At 41.2% G+C, this 16252-nt stretch carries 16 protein-coding genes; 4 read left to right on the top strand and 12 right to left on the bottom strand.

The genetic code is table 11. The features are described from left to right. Window positions 1–209: 209 nt before the first annotated feature. The 4 genes from tkt to FAY30_RS09620 form a co-directional block, all read right to left on the bottom strand. Window positions 210–2216, bottom strand: a complete 2007-nt coding sequence (gene tkt, locus FAY30_RS09635; protein ID WP_149869676.1) for a transketolase — start codon at window positions 2214–2216, stop codon at window positions 210–212. Between the two features lie 175 nt (window positions 2217–2391). Beyond that, window positions 2392–2622: a DUF896 domain-containing protein gene (locus FAY30_RS09630; protein WP_149869675.1), complete on the bottom strand. Its 231-nt coding sequence runs from the start codon at window positions 2620–2622 to the stop codon at window positions 2392–2394. Between the two features lie 75 nt (window positions 2623–2697). Continuing rightward, window positions 2698–3345 (bottom strand): YneB family resolvase-like protein, encoded by a 648-nt coding sequence (locus FAY30_RS09625; protein WP_149869674.1) that lies wholly within the window; start codon window positions 3343–3345, stop codon window positions 2698–2700. Window positions 3346–3360: 15 nt separating this feature from the next. Next, window positions 3361–3687: a cell division suppressor protein YneA gene (locus tag FAY30_RS09620; RefSeq protein WP_149869673.1), complete on the bottom strand. Its 327-nt coding sequence runs from the start codon at window positions 3685–3687 to the stop codon at window positions 3361–3363. Between the two features lie 161 nt (window positions 3688–3848). Here FAY30_RS09620 and lexA point away from each other — a divergent pair, with 161 nt between their 5' ends. After that, a complete protein-coding gene (gene lexA, locus FAY30_RS09615) occupies window positions 3849–4472 on the top strand; it encodes a transcriptional repressor LexA (protein WP_149869672.1) in 624 nt (207 codons plus the stop codon). Window positions 4473–4683: 211 nt separating this feature from the next. Further along, the gene (locus FAY30_RS09610; protein WP_223820989.1) at window positions 4684–4965 is read left to right on the top strand and encodes a DUF4257 domain-containing protein; all 282 of its coding nucleotides are present in this window, start codon (window positions 4684–4686) and stop codon (window positions 4963–4965) included. Window positions 4966–5018: 53 nt separating this feature from the next. Here the strand turns inward: FAY30_RS09610 and glnA are convergent, their stop codons facing one another. The 4 genes from glnA to hflX form a co-directional block, all read right to left on the bottom strand. Continuing rightward, window positions 5019–6353, bottom strand: coding sequence for a type I glutamate--ammonia ligase (gene glnA, locus FAY30_RS09605; protein ID WP_149869670.1), 1335 nt, complete (start codon window positions 6351–6353; stop codon window positions 5019–5021). Between the two features lie 36 nt (window positions 6354–6389). Continuing rightward, window positions 6390–6791, bottom strand: a complete 402-nt coding sequence (locus tag FAY30_RS09600) for a MerR family transcriptional regulator (protein ID WP_149869669.1) — start codon at window positions 6789–6791, stop codon at window positions 6390–6392. A 423-nt stretch (window positions 6792–7214) separates the two neighbouring features. Further along, the gene (locus FAY30_RS09595; protein WP_149869668.1) at window positions 7215–8486 is read right to left on the bottom strand and encodes a methionine gamma-lyase family protein; all 1272 of its coding nucleotides are present in this window, start codon (window positions 8484–8486) and stop codon (window positions 7215–7217) included. 14 nt (window positions 8487–8500) lie between these two features. Beyond that, complete coding sequence (hflX, locus tag FAY30_RS09590; RefSeq protein ID WP_149869667.1) at window positions 8501–9760, bottom strand: GTPase HflX; 1260 nt, start codon at window positions 9758–9760, stop codon at window positions 8501–8503. Window positions 9761–9963: 203 nt separating this feature from the next. Between hflX and FAY30_RS09585 the strand changes: the two genes are divergently transcribed. After that, window positions 9964–10569, top strand: coding sequence for a trimeric intracellular cation channel family protein (locus tag FAY30_RS09585; protein WP_149869666.1), 606 nt, complete (start codon window positions 9964–9966; stop codon window positions 10567–10569). Between the two features lie 35 nt (window positions 10570–10604). Here FAY30_RS09585 and spoVK read toward each other — a convergent pair whose 3' ends face one another. The 3 genes from spoVK to miaA all read right to left on the bottom strand — a co-directional run bounded on the left by spoVK (window position 10605) and on the right by miaA (window position 12951). Continuing rightward, window positions 10605–11552: a stage V sporulation protein K gene (spoVK, locus tag FAY30_RS09580; RefSeq protein ID WP_149869665.1), complete on the bottom strand. Its 948-nt coding sequence runs from the start codon at window positions 11550–11552 to the stop codon at window positions 10605–10607. Window positions 11553–11737: 185 nt separating this feature from the next. Further along, on the bottom strand, window positions 11738–11968 hold the full coding sequence (hfq, locus tag FAY30_RS09575) for an RNA chaperone Hfq (protein WP_149869664.1): 231 nt from the start codon (window positions 11966–11968) through the stop codon (window positions 11738–11740). 26 nt (window positions 11969–11994) lie between these two features. Beyond that, window positions 11995–12951, bottom strand: coding sequence for a tRNA (adenosine(37)-N6)-dimethylallyltransferase MiaA (gene miaA / locus FAY30_RS09570; protein ID WP_149869663.1), 957 nt, complete (start codon window positions 12949–12951; stop codon window positions 11995–11997). Between the two features lie 304 nt (window positions 12952–13255). On the opposite strand from miaA, the gene mreBH reads away from it, so the two are divergent. Beyond that, complete coding sequence (mreBH, locus tag FAY30_RS09565) at window positions 13256–14263, top strand: rod-share determining protein MreBH (protein ID WP_149869662.1); 1008 nt, start codon at window positions 13256–13258, stop codon at window positions 14261–14263. 103 nt (window positions 14264–14366) lie between these two features. Here mreBH and mutL read toward each other — a convergent pair whose 3' ends face one another. Continuing rightward, window positions 14367–16241, bottom strand: coding sequence for a DNA mismatch repair endonuclease MutL (gene mutL / locus FAY30_RS09560; protein ID WP_149869661.1), 1875 nt, complete (start codon window positions 16239–16241; stop codon window positions 14367–14369). Between the last annotated feature and the right edge of the window lie 11 nt (window positions 16242–16252).

Genomic DNA, 16252 nt, shown 5'->3' with positions numbered 1-16252 from the left:
AGAATAAGCGAAAATTCCTTTCAAAATCGCGGAATGTTCACATGATTGTAATAATTCATCTCTATAAAATATGTAAATGTCTTTTATACACTTTTCAGGTAATTCTGTTAATATTTTTGATTCTTTGGGGGTACCTCTTCCAATCCGGCCACATATTTTTGCACAAAAAGAGAGAACGGAATTTTTCCGTTCTCTCCTAATTCATTATATTATTTTTGTAATAGGGCTTTGACACGTGCAACTACATTGCTAACAGTAAAGCCGTATTCTTCCATAATTTTTTCACCAGGTGCTGAGGCTCCGAATTTATCAATGGCCAATACATCGCCTTCGTCACCGGTATATTTGTGCCAGCCGAATGATGCACCGACTTCAATTCCAAGACGTTTTTTAACATTCTTAGGCAGTACAGAATTTTTATATTCTTGAGATTGCTGTTCAAAGCGATCCCATGAAGGCATGCTCACGACGGAAACGTGAATCCCTTCGCCAGCAAGGGCATTTTGGGCTTCAACAGCAAGACTCACTTCTGAGCCAGTCGCTAGAAGCAATGCATCTGGAGTTTCTTTTTCTGCTGGAGAAACAACATATGCACCTTTTGAAACTCCTTCATATGCACTTGTATCGGTTCCTTTTAATGTCGGTAAATCTTGACGAGTCAATACGAGTGCAGTTGGCTTGTTTGTTGACTCAACTGCAAGCTTCCAAGCAGCTGCTGTTTCGTTGCCATCTGCAGGACGAATAATAGATAATCCTGGCATAGCGCGTAATGCTGCAAGTTGTTCGATTGGTTCGTGTGTTGGACCATCTTCCCCAACAGCAATACTGTCATGGGTAAATACATACGTAACAGGTAATCCCATTAACGAAGCTAAGCGAATCGCAGGACGCAGATAGTCAGAGAATACAAAGAAGGTTCCGCCAAATACTTTTACTCCGCCATGAAGGGCAATTCCGTTCATCGCTGCGCCCATTGCAAATTCACGGACACCAAACCAGAAGTTACGGCCTTCGTAGGCACCTGGCATATAGTCTTTTGAACCTTTAATCATGGTTTTATTTGAACCTGCAAGGTCAGCCGATCCACCGATAAAAGTTGGAAGATTTTGCGCAATACTATTTAATACTTCACCAGATGATGCACGGCTTGCAAGGCTTTTTCCTTCAGGATATACAGGTACATCTTTATCCCAGCCTTCAGGAAGTTCATTACTTAACGCTTGCTCTAGCTGTGCTGCAAGTGCAGGGTATTCATTTTTATATTGAGCGAAAAGATCATTCCATTCTTTTTCCTTCTTCTCACCATTTTCAACGATGAGCTTTTGGAAGTTGTCATATACTTCCTGCGGAACATGGAAATCTTCTTCGAATGTCCATTTATAGGCTTCTTTTGTCAATTTCAACTCATCTGCACCAAGTGGTGAACCGTGAACACCTGATGTTCCGGCACGATTTGGCGAGCCATAACCGATTACTGTTCTAACTTCAATCATCGTAGGACGATCTAAATCACTTTTCGCTTCTTCTAGTGCTTTTGTGATTTCCTCAAGATTATTGCCATCTTCTACACGAAGATATTGCCAGCCATATGCTTGGAAACGTTCTTTCACACTTTCAGAGAAAGATTTATTTAAGTCTCCATCAAGGGAGATATCATTTGAATCATAAAGGACGACAAGACGGCCTAATTTTAAATGTCCCGCAAGCGAAGCTGCTTCTGCAGATACACCTTCCATTAAGTCTCCGTCACCGCAAATGCTGTATGTAAAATGGTTCACAAGTTCATAATTGTCTTTATTATAAACGCTTGCGACATGGCGTTCTGCCATCGCCATTCCCACTGCCATTGCAATACCCTGACCAAGTGGTCCTGTTGTAGCCTCTACACCTTCAGTATGGCCATACTCAGGGTGACCAGGAGTTTTACTTCCCCATTGACGGAATTGTTTCAGGTCATCCATTGATAAATTGTAACCCGATAAATGAAGCATGCTATATAATAGCGCTGAACCATGTCCTGCTGATAAGACAAAGCGATCACGGTTAAACCAATGAGGATTCTTTGGGTTATGGTTCATAATCTGGGTCCATAATGCATAAGTCATTGGTGCAGCACCCATTGGCATCCCAGGATGTCCCGAATTTGCCTTTTCAATTGCATCAATTGCGAGCGTGCGTATAGAAGTAACGGATAAATCATCAATAGTATTAAACATGAATTACATCCTTTCATTATAACTAATACGAAATACATCATTAATATTATATTGCTCTTGCTATTAATTCAACCAATAAACATAAATAAAACATAAAAGTCTTGATTATTTCTTATTTTGTCACTTATTTGATTTCTGTATGTAAAAAGGAATACCAAAAATGTATTCCTTACTTTTAGTGAAGTTTATTCTTCTTCCTTGCTTTTAGTTTTTCGGGGGTCACATCTTTGCCTTCCGGATCGATAAACTTTGTATTCGTTAATGTATCAAGCATATTGGAACGGAAAGTTGCCAAATATTCACTGCGTAATTTCGATTGTTCTTTCGCTTCAATTTCTGTTAGTCCAGCTGCTTTTGCTTTTCTTGCCAGTTCATTAATTCTAGCCATTTTTTCTTTTGACAGCATTCAAGAACCTTCCTTTCAAACTAATTAAGATATCTGATTTTACTAAATAAAAGACCTTCTGACAAGGCAAAAGGTCTACTCTTCCAATGAATCGATATATTCCTGGTATCTTCTATGTACGGTCGCTTTCGATATGTTGTAACCAAAGCCCCTGAGCATGGCGGCAATTTCCGCAAAGGTTAAATCATTATTGCGTAATTTTACAATTTGTTCAACCGGAACTTCAATTTTCTCTCTGCCTGACGATTTGCCAAGGTTTTTTAAATTTTTCTCTGGTTTATACCCTTGGTGTACTGCCCGCTTCATGCCTCGTTTTATTTTGACATTATGAAGCTTCCGCTGATACTCTTCCACCATACTGACAATTTTCAATACCATTGAATCTGATTCTGACAGCTCCAATTCACCATTATGGGAAATACTATACAGCTTAACACCTTCTTTTAAAATGCAATGCAGGAGGGCAATCTTCGCATTTCCTCGACCAAGCCGTGTTTCGTCCTGGATTAATAAAGCCTGTATTTGTGAATCTTTAATTCGTTCTAATACATCTAGTATTCCTTCTCTTTCAAAATCATAACCGCTCGCTTGTTCTTTAATAATGGCCGTTACTTCAAATTGACACTGTTTCGCCAGCTGGATTAGCTCCTCTTCCTGACGATTTAGTGATGTTTCTTGTGTTTCTTTATTCGTGCTGACACGGCAGTATATGATTGCTTTCACGAAAGAACATCCTTTCTATTCTTTTGGGGCACTTGCAAGTTCTGTTGTAGAAGAAGATGTCTTCTTACTAACGGGAATAATGATTTCTTCGCCGGGGAAAATTTGATCACTGATGTTTTCATTATGCTTCTTGACCCAGCTTACAAACTCATCGGGAGATAATGAATGCTGTCCAGTATATTGGCTGGAAATCTCCCAGAGCGTATCTCCTTCAGAAATGGTTACTTTAACATAGTCATCCTGGTTCTTGGGATGGTGCTGAAATGATAATATGAAAGCTAAGGAGCAGCTCAAGATAATAAGAGTAATAGCATAAGAGTATTGGTTCCATAATTTTTTCATGTGTTCGCACCTCTAATAGGAATGTACGTTCCCTTTTATTTGTTTTTATTATAATCCGAACGTTTGTTTGTTGTCAACTACTTTTTCGAACTTATGTTTGTATAAAAATAGGGAACATGCTATAATAAAGACAACATTAACCAGGTGAGGTGCATTTTATCATGGTAAAAATATCACAACGGCAGCAGGATATCCTGGATTTCATAAAAGATGAGGTTAGAAGTAAAGGATACCCCCCTTCTGTACGGGAAATTGGCGAAGCGGTTGGACTTGCATCCAGCTCTACGGTTCACGGACATTTAGCAAGATTAGAAAGTAAGGGTCTTATCAGACGCGATCCTACCAAACCAAGAGCAATTGAAATATTAGAAGCGGATGAGGCAGCAAATATCCCAAGAAACAAAGTAGTAAATGTTCCAATAGTTGGGAAAGTTACAGCAGGTATTCCGATCACTGCGATTGAAAATGTGGAAGAGTACTTTCCACTGCCGGAAAGTCTTGCACCATCCGATGAACAGGTTTTCATGCTTGAAATCATGGGTGAAAGTATGATAGAAGCCGGGATTCTTGACGGGGACTATGTCATTGTTAAGCAGCAGCAAACTGCTAATAACGGTGATATAGTAGTAGCTATGACCGAAGAAGACGAGGCAACATGTAAGAGATTCTTCAAGGAAAAGGATTACATTCGCCTGCAGCCTGAAAATTCTACCATGGATCCTATTATATTAAGGAATGTCTCTATTCTAGGAAAAGTAATTGGTGTTTATCGTCATATTCATTAAAATGAAAAGAGCCGGCAGTAATGCCGGCTCTTTTTCTGTGCATTTTTATTGGGAAAATTTTCATTTTTGCTACATAACTTGTACGAATATATGGAAAATTCAGTATTTTTACTCATTCTCATATTGGAAATATTTAATATAATGGTAGTACACCATGATTTACCTTAGGTCCAAAAAATAATAGGCTTAAGGAGTGTGAGAAACAGTGTTAATGGACATTATTTTCTCGTTAGTGATTGGTGGGTCGGTAGGGATTATTGGACATGTTCGAAAGTATGGAAAAATTGTCATGCCACGGAAAACAAAAAGGTTCATTTATCTCGGTTTTCTAGAAGAATTGCTTCTAGGCGCGATCGCTTCCCTTCTCCTCGTCCTTTATACATCTCCAAATTCATTGGTTGAAATTACAATTTTCTCTATTATTGCCGGAGTCAGTGGTGAGGCTGTCCTTTCCAAATTCAAATTGCTGCAGGAGAACAACGACGAAAAATAAAAGGAAAACACCCAGTATTTCGATACTGGGTGTTTCCTTTTTACTGATGATTTTTAGTACATGCTCATATATTGGTCGCGTTCCCACTGATGTACAACCGTACGGAACATATCCCATTCAATTTCCTTTGCCTCAACAAAGTGTTCGAAGATGTGTTCCCCAAGACCTGAAACAATGATTTCATCTGCCTTTAATAGCTCTAAGGCTTCCGCTAATGTTGGTGGAAGGTCAATGATTCCCTCTTCTATTCTTTCTTCTTTGCTCATCACATAAATGTTTCGGTCAACTGGTTCTGGAGGTGTTAATTTATTTTTAATTCCTTCTAATCCTGCTTTTAATAGCACGGCCATTGCTAAGTAAGGATTAGCTGCAGGGTCCACGCTGCGCACTTCAACACGAGTGCTTAAACCACGTGATGCAGGAATACGAACTAATGGTGAACGGTTTTGCGCAGACCATGCCACATAACATGGTGCCTCATATCCCGGTACTAGACGCTTATAAGAGTTAACTGTCGGGTTGGTTACTGCTGTAAAGCTTGGTGCATGCTTTAGAATGCCTGCGATGAAGTGACGGGCATTGTCACTCATTTGTAAGTCACCAGTTGGCTCAAAGAAGGCATTCTTGCCATTCGTAAATAAAGACAAGTTCATATGCATTCCAGATCCATTGACACCGAATAATGGTTTTGGCATAAATGTAGCATGCAAGCCATGTTTACGAGCAATGGTTTTCACCACAAGCTTAAAGGTTTGAATTTGGTCACACGCTGTTAATGCATCTGCATATTTAAAGTCAATTTCATGTTGACCCGGCGCTACTTCATGATGGGATGCTTCGATTTCAAAGCCCATTTCTTCCAATTCAAGTACAATATCACGGCGGCAGTTTTCACCAAGATCTGTTGGCGCAAAATCAAAATATCCTCCATGGTCATTCAACTCTAATGTTGGCTGTCCTTTTTCATCTAATTTAAATAAGAAAAATTCCGGTTCTGGTCCTAGATTAAAATCTGTAAAGCCGAGTTCGTTCATTTCTTTTAAAACACGCTTTAAGTTATTACGAGGATCACCGCCAAACGGTGTACCATCAGAATTGTGAATATCACAAATAAGGCGGGCTACTTTCCCTTTTTCAGCTGTCCACGGGAAGACCACCCATGTATCTAAATCCGGGAACAAATACATATCAGATTCTTCAATTCGAACAAATCCTTCAATTGAGGAACCATCGAACATCATTTTGTTATCTAATGCCTTCTCTAATTGGCTAATTGGAATCTCAACATTTTTAATCGTGCCGAGAATATCTGTAAACTGTAAACGAATAAATTTTACGTTTTCTTCTGATGCCAGTCGTTTAATGTCTTCCCTCGAATACTTTGCCATTTGAAAACCCTCCCGATTTTGAAAACCTTTAATTTCTTAATGAAAAAAACGTGAGATATCGCCTTGTCTTAGGGATGACCGATTTAATCTGCCCGAGTGCAACAATTCGTTTCTAAGCAGTTTTCTAAGCTGATCATCTGAAATATCAGGCTTTGCTTTTTCCACTTGCTGTTCTAAAACGGTTGCCTGTTGTTCTTTGACCAAGAAGAGCTGTTTGATTCCAGCCATATTTACACCTTGGTCAATTAAATCTTTAATTTCTAAAAGTCTATCAATATCAATTAAACTAAATAGTCGCCTGTTTCCATCGGTTCGTGCTGGAGAAATCAATTGGTGTTCTTCATAGTAGCGGATTTGCCTTGCTGTTAATTCTGTTAGCTGCATGACGGTTCCGATGGGAAACAGTGGCATGGAACGACGAATTTCCTTTCCACTCACCAAATTTCTCCTCCTTTAGTTAAATCATATTTGTATTATATTTTGTGTTAAAAAAGATGTCAATCCTATGTTAGGTTTTCTAACATGGTTTTTTATTAGTGGTTTTTTGTATATTTTTGTTAATTTATTATGTAATTGGGTGTTATGGACGATAATTATGCCACATAATTTGCCCTTCCGGAATCTCATAGGTGCCCTTTTCACCGGAAAAACAGGCAAATAGTCTTCATTTTCTTGATGAAGTACTTTTTATTAGAAATCTGCACGCGAAAAGTCCTTCACCGAGTTCATCGAGCGAATTTCGAGGTTCGTTGAGCGAATTTTGCCATTCATTGAGCGAATCCAAATGCAACGCCCCTTCAGAGAAGTACGTAACAAAAAAAAGACAACTTATCAAAGCTGTCCAAAGTAAACGTAATAACCCTAATTTAGTTCGATTAACCCTTTCTCCGCTAAATGGTCAATTGCGAGGCAAACTGCCATTTTTACATGGGCATAGGTGAGGCCGCCTTGTACATAGGCGACATAGGGCGGTCTAATGGGGCCATCCGCCGTTAATTCAATGCTGGCACCTTGAATAAATGTGCCTGCCGCCATAATGACATCGTCTTCATAGCCCGGCATATAGCTTGGGTACGGTGTCACGTAGGAATTGACCGGTGAAGCAAATTGGATGGCTTGGCAAAAAGCGACCATTTTATCACGGTCATCAAATTGGACCGATTGAATTAAATCCGTCCGCTTGGCATCCCATCGCGGAGATGAATTCATGCCCAATTCTTCCAGCATTGCTGCAGTAAATACAGCGCCTTTTAACGCTTGGCCCACCACGTGCGGCGCCAGAAAGAATCCCTGGTACATTTCCTGCAGACTGTAGAGGGAAGCACCGGCTTCTGCCCCAATTCCCGGTGAAGTCATTCGATAAGAACATGCCTCCACCCATTGTCGTTTACCAACAATGTAGCCGCCTGTCTTGGCAATCCCGCCGCCCGGATTTTTAATGAGTGAACCTGCCATTAAATCGGCTCCAACATGACAAGGCTCTTGTTCCTCAACAAATTCTCCATAACAGTTGTCAACAAACACGACAACATCTTCTTTTATTTCTTTGACAAACCTTATCATCTCGCCGATTTCAGCAACGGTAAACGATGGCCGTGTGGCATAGCCTTTTGAGCGCTGAATTCCGATCATTTTCGTATTCGGTTTTATTTTTTCTGCTACTGACTTCCAATCAATTCCGCCCTCAGCCGAAAGCGCCACGCTATCATAAGAAATGCCAAATTCTTTTAATGAACCAACCCCGTTCCCACGGATTCCCACGATTTCTTCAAGGGTATCATACGGTTTACCCGTCATATAAAGAAGTTCATCACCTGGCCGGAGAACACCAAACAAGGCAATGGAAATGGCATGTGTTCCGGAAATAATCTGCGGGCGGACTAGGCCGGCTTCTCCGCCAAAGACATCCGCATAAATTAATTCCAATGTATCGCGGCCGCTATCATCGTAGCCATAACCTGTTGAGGGGATAAAATGAGTATCGCTCACCCGATTGGTTTGAAAACTCCGCAACACCCGGAATTGATTGCTTTCAATTTTTTCATCGATTTCTTTATGTATTGCTGCAATTTTATCCTCCACCATTCTTACGATCGGCTGAAGCATTTCCCCATTTTTTAACTGTTGAAACATGTTGTTACTCCATTCTATAGTTTAAATTTCTGTAATTGCCCTGTAATTTGATGATCTTCAAGGGTATATCCTTTACAGCGATAAACTTCTTGCTCTTCATCAAATTTAAGCTCTCTTAAGATGGTTTCATTTTTTAATTGAGAAAGGAGCTTTCCTTCTTCAGATGGCACCTTCACATCATATGGAACCATTTTTTCCATCACAGCCTTCTCCAATTTCTCCTTTAATGCCTGGCGGTCATTTTCGTCAAAGGCACTGATAAAGACGGTTGGTGTATTGGCAGTTGGAACGAAGTCCTGGTGCTTAATATCTTTTTTATTATAAACCGTTAACTGCGGGATATCTTTTATATCTAAATCATCAAGCAGTTTGTTGACTGTTTTTTCGTGTTGAAAATAATCGGGATTCGACATATCGACTACATGAAGAAGCAGGTCTGCTTCCTTCACTTCCTCAAGCGTTGAGCGAAATGCTGCGATGAGCGTCGTTGGAAGGTCTTGAATAAAGCCAACCGTGTCAGTAATTAGAGATAAAAAACCGCTAGGTAATATTAATTTGCGTGTCATCGGATCAAGGGTAGCAAACAATTGATTTTCTTCATAAGATTCCGCTTCCGATAAACGATTAAAAAGGGTGGACTTCCCGGCATTTGTGTAGCCGACAATGGCAACCTGAAACGTCTTGTTTTTCTTTCTTCTTTCCCTGTAGCGTTCGCGGTGTTGAACGACGACTGAAAGCTGGGTTTTTATATCATCGATCCGACGGCGGATGTGGCGGCGGTCCGATTCTAACTTCGTTTCCCCTGGGCCCCTTGTACCAATTCCCCCGCCAAGACGGGATAAAGAGATACCTTGACCAGCCAATCGCGGCAGTATGTATTGCAGCTGCGCAAGTTCCACTTGAAGTTTCCCTTCTTTCGAGCGTGCCCTTTGCGCGAAAATATCAAGTATAAGTTGGGTTCGATCAATAATCCTTGCATTCACCTCGGATGCAAGATTCCTCTTTTGGCTTGGAGAAAGTTCATCATTAAAAATAACCAAATCCGCCTCAAGCTCCTCGACAAGCGCATTTAGCTCAACCACTTTCCCTTTCCCGATATAGGTTGCCGAATGTACCCGGTCCCGTTTTTGGACGACGGACATCAATACGTCACCTTGAGCGGTTTCCGTTAATGAACCTAACTCTTCCATCGAATAGTGAAAACGCCGATCATCATTATCGTTGGTTTGACAACCAACCAGGATTGCTTTCTCTCTCGTTTCCTTTTGTTCCACTAAGCACTCTTCCTTCCTTAAAAAGCTCTACCACTCATCATACCAAAAAATGAATCCATACTCTAATTTTCCCATGCGCTGCAAGATAAGAAAATAGTTGTTGTAATTTTCCGGTATCGTGATAAAATTTTATTGTTATTTGAGTATTTTTTACTATGAACATAGTTTTTATTATAATAGACATCAAGGAGAAATCGGATAAAATGACATGGGAAGTTTTAAGTATGATTGGCACCATCGCCTTTGCTGTCAGCGGCGCGATTGTGGCCATGGAAGAGGAATATGATATTTTAGGAGTATATATCTTAGGGATTGTTACCGCATTTGGCGGCGGGGCCATACGAAACCTGTTAATTGGCGTGCCGATCTCTACCTTATGGGCACAAGGTTTATTTTTTCAAGTTGCCTTGTTAGCGATCACAGCCGTTTTCTTATTTCCAAAGAACCTTCTAAGGCACTGGCAAAAATGGGGGAACTTATTCGATGCGATTGGTTTGTCAGCGTTCGCGATTCAAGGTGCCATGTACGCTGTGAAAATGAACCATCCACTTAGTGCTGTGATTGTTGCAGCCGTGTTAACAGGCATCGGCGGCGGAATCATCCGCGACCTATTAGCCGGAAGAAAACCAATTGTCTTAAGAGCTGAAATCTATGCTGTTTGGGCCATCCTTGCCGGCCTTATGATCGGACTAAAAATTGCCGACCATCCTTGGGAATTGTATACATTATTCGTTCTTGTAACCGGATTACAGGTGCTTTCTTACACCTTTGATTGGAAACTGCCAACACGAAGGCTTAGAGTACATTGAAAAAATCGGGGGACTCATCATCCGCCGATTTTTGTTTAATCTTCTTCAAATATTAAATCATTACTTCTCAGGGTCATCAGTTCATGCCTGTCATAGCTATTTAGCATTAACAGTCTCATCGCTTGTGCCCGGACTGATTTCTCAATGACATTGCGGACATATCGGCCATTTGAAAAACTATTGGGATTTAGTACAGCCTTCACCCAAATTAAATGATCTCTTAGTTTCTTTTCAGCCTCATGACTTAACGTGTACTCACGCTCATTTAACATTCTGCCGGCAATATCCATCAGCTGATCAATATTATAGTCGGGAAAATCGACTACTAACGGAAAACGGGAATGAAGACCGGGATTTAACGTTAAAAAGTGATCCATTTCACGGGAATACCCCGCCAAGATTAGGATAAATTCATGCTGCTTATCCTCCATATGCTTCACAAGGGTATCAATCGCTTCCTTGCCAAAATCCTTTTCACCGCCGCGGCCTAATGAGTAGGCTTCATCAATAAACAAAATCCCGCCTTGCGCTTTTTTTACCAGGTCCCTTGTTTTTTGCGCGGTATGGCCAATATACTCGCCGACAAGGTCTGCTCGCTCCGCCTCAATAAGATGGCCTTTTGATAAGACGCTCATTTTTTGAAATAGCTTTCCAATCAGTCTCGCTACGGTTGTTTTCCCTGTTCCCGGATTTCCTTTAAACATCATATGAAGCGCTTGTTTTCTAGCCTTTAGCCCCATGTCCTCACGCTTCTTGTTTACGTAAATCCAAGCATAAATTTCCTTTATCATGCGTTTCATTTCTTCCATGCCAACCAAAGCCCCGAGATCCTCTTCAATTTCCTTAAGAGCAGCGTGTTCGGGGGGAATGTCCTTTGGAGCAACTTGAAAGTCAGGTAATTCTTTCGTAACAGTTTTCTTTTTTTGCGAATTGAGTACAACCCTTATTTGACCATTACTTTTCATTTTGAATGGTTGATCCAAAGCTATCACCTCTCATTCTGCAGACAGTATACGTAAGGTAGCAAGATAGGCTACTCAGAAGTGTATTAGGTTAGACATAATCCTTCATTCTATGTGTATTCACAACCCTTGAAAATCATTAAAAAAAGATTTATAAGCAAAAAAAAAGAACCCATGGTTTATGGGCTCCATTTACATCGCTTATATTATTGGGGATCCAATTCAAGCTGCACATTTCTTTGTGGTGCAAAAGTCGAAATGGCGTGTTTATAGACCAATTGCTGTTTCCCCTCTGATTCAAAAAGGACAGTAAAGTTATCAAACCCCTTAATTTGGCCTCGTAATTGAAAACCGTTAAGAAGGAACACCGTTACATGGGTATTATCTTTCCGGCACTGGTTTAAAAATTGGTCTTGAATATTAATCGTTGTTTTCATTTGTATATCCTCCTCTATTATCTCTACTAATATGTATTCGATTTTACTTGTAGCTTTCCTTCAACATAATGTGAAATTTCTGCTATTTTTTTTGCGAAATTGTTCACATCTGTCATATCAAACCATTCTACCTCCATTTTGTTGCGAAACCAAGTTAATTGCCTTTTTGCATATCTCCTGGAATTCTGTTTTAAATTTTCAATGGCCTCCTCCAATGTCACCTTCCCATCCAAAAATTCATAGATTTCTTTGTAGCCAATGGCTTGAATGGATTGACACTCACGTAAGCCTTGATTAAATAAATTCCTTACTTCCGCTAAAAGGCCATCCTTTATCATCAAATCTACACGAGTATTGATCCGCTTATATAGATTCTCGCGATCCATTGTTAAACCGATCAGTGCAGTATTGTACAAAAGATCCGGCTTTTGAGTACGTTGGTAGTCCCGCATTGTCTTTCCTGTCAAATGGAATATTTCAAGCGCGCGAATCACCCTTCTTACATTATTCGGATGAATCTGTGCCGCACTTTCAGGATCAACCTTTACCAATTCTTGATAAAGCGCATCGTTTCCTATTTCCTTTACCTTTTTCTCAAGCTGTTGACGGAAATGCTCATCTCCCGGAACATCGGAAAATTGGTAATCATAAATGACAGACTGTATATACAGCCCGGTACCACCGGCAATAATGGGAAGTTTCCCCTTTTGGGCAATCGCATCTATTCTATCCCTAACGAGAAGTTGAAATTCAGCAACAGAAAAATTTTCAGAAGGCTCTTTGATATCGATTAAATGGTGGGGAATCCCTTCCATCTCTTGCTCCGTGATTTTTGCTGTTCCGATATCCATCCCACGATAAATTTGCATCGAATCCCCGCTGATAATTTCACCATTATACCGTTTAGCCATTTCAATACTTAATTTTGTTTTCCCAACTGCGGTCGGGCCAATGATCACCAATAGGTTTTGTTTTGAATCCAATATTTTCACACTGCCTTATACCCAATTTCAGTGAAGCCGGCTTGATGTTGCCTTCCTCACCCCTCCATCGTAACACAAATTTGAAAAGCAGTTGAACATCAAATAAGTATATACAAAAAAATAGTTTTCTATGCGTTTGGACGAATGAATTTAGTATATCCATTTCTGTAACAAAGATGAGAAATATTTCATGTTAGTTTACAAATCCATAACGGTTCATTTACAAACAGGTTTTCACCCCCAGATTCATGGTAGGCTTATCCGTAGTGTATGTTGAATAAAAAATGAGGAATAAGGTGAAAACATGCTTTCAACTTTTGATATTGGCATTGATTTAGGTACAGCTAATATATTGGTGTACAGTAAAAGTAAAGGAATCGCACTTAACGAGCCATCCGTAGTGGCCATCGATACAGAAACAAAAAATGTAGTAGCCGTTGGGCATGAAGCAAAAGAAATGATTGGAAAAACCCCAGAAAAAATTGTGGTGATCCGCCCTTTAAAAGACGGGGTCATTGCTGATTTTGATGTAACAACCGACATGCTGAAACACGTGATGCGAAAAGCATCCAAAAAAGTAGGCTTTGCGATGAGGAAACCGAATGTGGTCGTTTGCATTCCTTCCGGCTCAACGAGTGTAGACAGAAGGGCGATTCATGATGCTGTAAGAAACGCCGGTGCTAAAAAAATCTCTTTAATCGAGGAACCAGTAGCAGCAGCTATTGGAGCAGGAATGCCCGTGGACGAGCCTGTAGCGAATGTGGTAGTCGATATCGGCGGTGGAAATACAGAGGTTGCGATTATTTCCTTCGGCGGTGTCGTTGCCTGCCATTCCATCAAGGTTGGCGGTGACCGCCTTGATGATGACATTATTCAATATGTTCGTAAAGAATACAATGTATTAATTGGTGAGCGAACAGCAGAAAACATCAAAATGGAAATTGGCTATGCGCTAACAGACCATGAGGAGCTTACCAGGGAGGTCCGCGGCCGTGATCTTGTAACTGGTTTGCCAAAAACTATTAACATATCATCTTACGAAATTCGCAATGCCATGAAGGAAGCACTTCTGCAAATATTAGAAGCCATTAGAGCCACACTCGAAGACTGCCCTGCTGAACTCAGCGGTGATATTGTGGACCGTGGTGTTATTTTAACCGGCGGCGGTTCTTTATTGAATGGTATGGAAGCATGGCTGAGTGATGAAATCGTTGTTCCCGTTCAGCTTGCCTCAAATCCACTTGAATCCGTGGCAGTAGGCACAGGAATGGCACTTCAATACATGAGTAAGCTGCAAGCTGCAGTGAAATAAGAGTTATTATATGACAAAGAGGCAGCCTGGGTAGGCTGCCTCTTTGTTGTTGTATGTTTTTGTGACCGTTCCACCGATTTTCACCGCTCTCGGTCACAATAATTCACATAACCCGCTTAAACATCTTTTCCATTTCATATACACTATAATGAACGATGATCGGCCTGCCGTGCGGACAGGTAAATGGGTCGGATGCTTTTCGCAAATCATCCAGCAACGCTTGGATTTCATCATTTCGCAAATGGCGATTCGCTTTAATCGATGCCTTGCAGCTCATCATAATGGCTGCTTCTTCACGAAGCTTTTTAATATCGACCTTCTTCATCGATAACAGCTGTTCAATCATATCCTCTATGATTTGCTTTTCGTCCCCTTTTGGAAACCACTGCGGATGAGAACGGACAATAAAACTATTTAAACCGAACTCCTCCAGAAACACGCCTACCTTTTCCAGTTCACTCAAATTCTCCGTTATTTTTACAGATTCATCTGTTGAATATTCAAAGGTAATCGGAACAAGCATATCCTGCAGTTCAGATTGGACCTGTCCTACCTTTTCGCGGAAGTATTCATATTTCAGCCGTTCCTGTGCCGCGTGCTGGTCGATAATATATAAGCCATTTTCATTTTGGGCAAAAATATACGTCCCGTGCATTTGCCCGATCGGATATAAACGCGGGATCCTGCTGTCAGTTGGGTCGACATCAACCGCAATCGGTGTTTCATTTGACTTGAGCACTTGGTCATCAGCTCCGGAAAATGGCTGAGGGGATTCCCAAGCATCTGTTTCATCTTGCCTTTCCGTTCGAACTGGGATATTAACAAATGGTGAAACCTGAGGCGACACCGTTTCCTGAACGGTGTTCGCAAACACTGGCCATTCCCTCTGAATTTCATTAGAAGGTATCGGTGTTCCTTCATCAAGAATAAGGGATGTTTGCTCCGACTTCGCTTCTTCTTTTTTCACAGGCGTATAGGCCGTCGGAATGAGAATCTTTGATTTAAAGGCATCTTTAATAATTGACGTCACAAGCTCATCCAGTTCTGTTTCTTTACTGATACGGACTTCCATTTTCGATGGATGCACATTGACATCCACCAGCAAAGGATCCATTTCAATATTCAGGAGAACAATCGGAAACCTGCCTATTGGCAGCAAGGTATGGTAGCCCTCCTGAATCGCTTTCGCTAATGGATAATTTTTGATAAATCGGCCATTAATCATCGTCGAAATATAATTCCTTGAAGCTCTTGTCACCTCTGGCATCGAGGCGAATCCGCTGATTTTATAATCCAGCGACTGACCGCTGATCGGGACAAGCTGCTTCGCAATCGCCAGCCCATAAATCGCTGCCAGTACTTGACGGACATCCCCGTTTCCGGTCGTTTGCAGCAGCTTCCGCTCATTATGGATTAGCCGGAAGGCAACCTCAGGGTGTGAGAGGGCCAGCCGGTTGACGACATCAGTAATATTCCCAAGCTCTGTATGAATCGTCTTCATGTATTTTAACCGGGCAGGCGTATTGAAAAATAAATCGGTAATCGTAATATCCGTGCCCCGCCGTGCCGACGCTTTTTCAAATACTTCTATTTTCCCGCCTTCGATCAACACTCGATTTCCGGCGCCTTCTCCAGTCGAGGTCTTCATTTCAAGCCTGGAAACTGAAGCAATACTCGGCAGGGCTTCACCGCGGAATCCGAGCGTCCGGATCCGGAACAAATCATTTTCATTTTTGATTTTACTAGTGGCATGGCGTTGGAAGGCGATTAACACGTCCTCTTCCTCAATTCCATTGCCGTTATCGGTAATCCGGATTTTGGCGAGCCCTGCTTCCTCCACCTCAATTTCAATCACCGTACTGCCGGCATCAATTGCATTTTCCACCAGCTCTTTCACAACAGAGGCAGGGCGTTCGACAACTTCTCCCGCCGCAATTTTGTTTGATAGGGCATCATCTAATTGGATAATCTTACCCATTGTCTCCACCC

The sequence above is a fragment of the Bacillus sp. S3 genome (assembly GCF_005154805.1).
Taxonomy (GTDB): Bacteria; Bacillota; Bacilli; order Bacillales; family Cytobacillaceae; genus Neobacillus.
Note: the sequence above shows the minus strand (reverse complement) of the source record. Positions and strands in the feature narration are given on the sequence as shown.

Bases quoted from the DNA above. Each gene is read 5' to 3' on its own strand.
- lexA (WP_149869672.1), top strand. From the start codon at position 3,849: ATGGTAAAAATATCACAACGGCAGCAGGATATCCTGGATTTCATAAAA.
- hfq (WP_149869664.1), bottom strand. From the start codon at position 11,968: ATGAAAACAACGATTAATATTCAAGACCAATTTTTAAACCAGTGCCGG.
- FAY30_RS09610 (WP_223820989.1), top strand. From the start codon at position 4,684: ATGGACATTATTTTCTCGTTAGTGATTGGTGGGTCGGTAGGGATTATT.
- mreBH (WP_149869662.1), top strand. From the start codon at position 13,256: ATGCTTTCAACTTTTGATATTGGCATTGATTTAGGTACAGCTAATATA.
- FAY30_RS09585 (WP_149869666.1), top strand. From the start codon at position 9,964: ATGACATGGGAAGTTTTAAGTATGATTGGCACCATCGCCTTTGCTGTC.
- mutL (WP_149869661.1), bottom strand. From the start codon at position 16,241: ATGGGTAAGATTATCCAATTAGATGATGCCCTATCAAACAAAATTGCG.
- FAY30_RS09630 (WP_149869675.1), bottom strand. From the start codon at position 2,622: ATGCTGTCAAAAGAAAAAATGGCTAGAATTAATGAACTGGCAAGAAAA.
- tkt (WP_149869676.1), bottom strand. From the start codon at position 2,216: ATGTTTAATACTATTGATGATTTATCCGTTACTTCTATACGCACGCTC.
- glnA (WP_149869670.1), bottom strand. From the start codon at position 6,353: ATGGCAAAGTATTCGAGGGAAGACATTAAACGACTGGCATCAGAAGAA.
- FAY30_RS09595 (WP_149869668.1), bottom strand. From the start codon at position 8,486: ATGTTTCAACAGTTAAAAAATGGGGAAATGCTTCAGCCGATCGTAAGA.
- FAY30_RS09620 (WP_149869673.1), bottom strand. From the start codon at position 3,687: ATGAAAAAATTATGGAACCAATACTCTTATGCTATTACTCTTATTATC.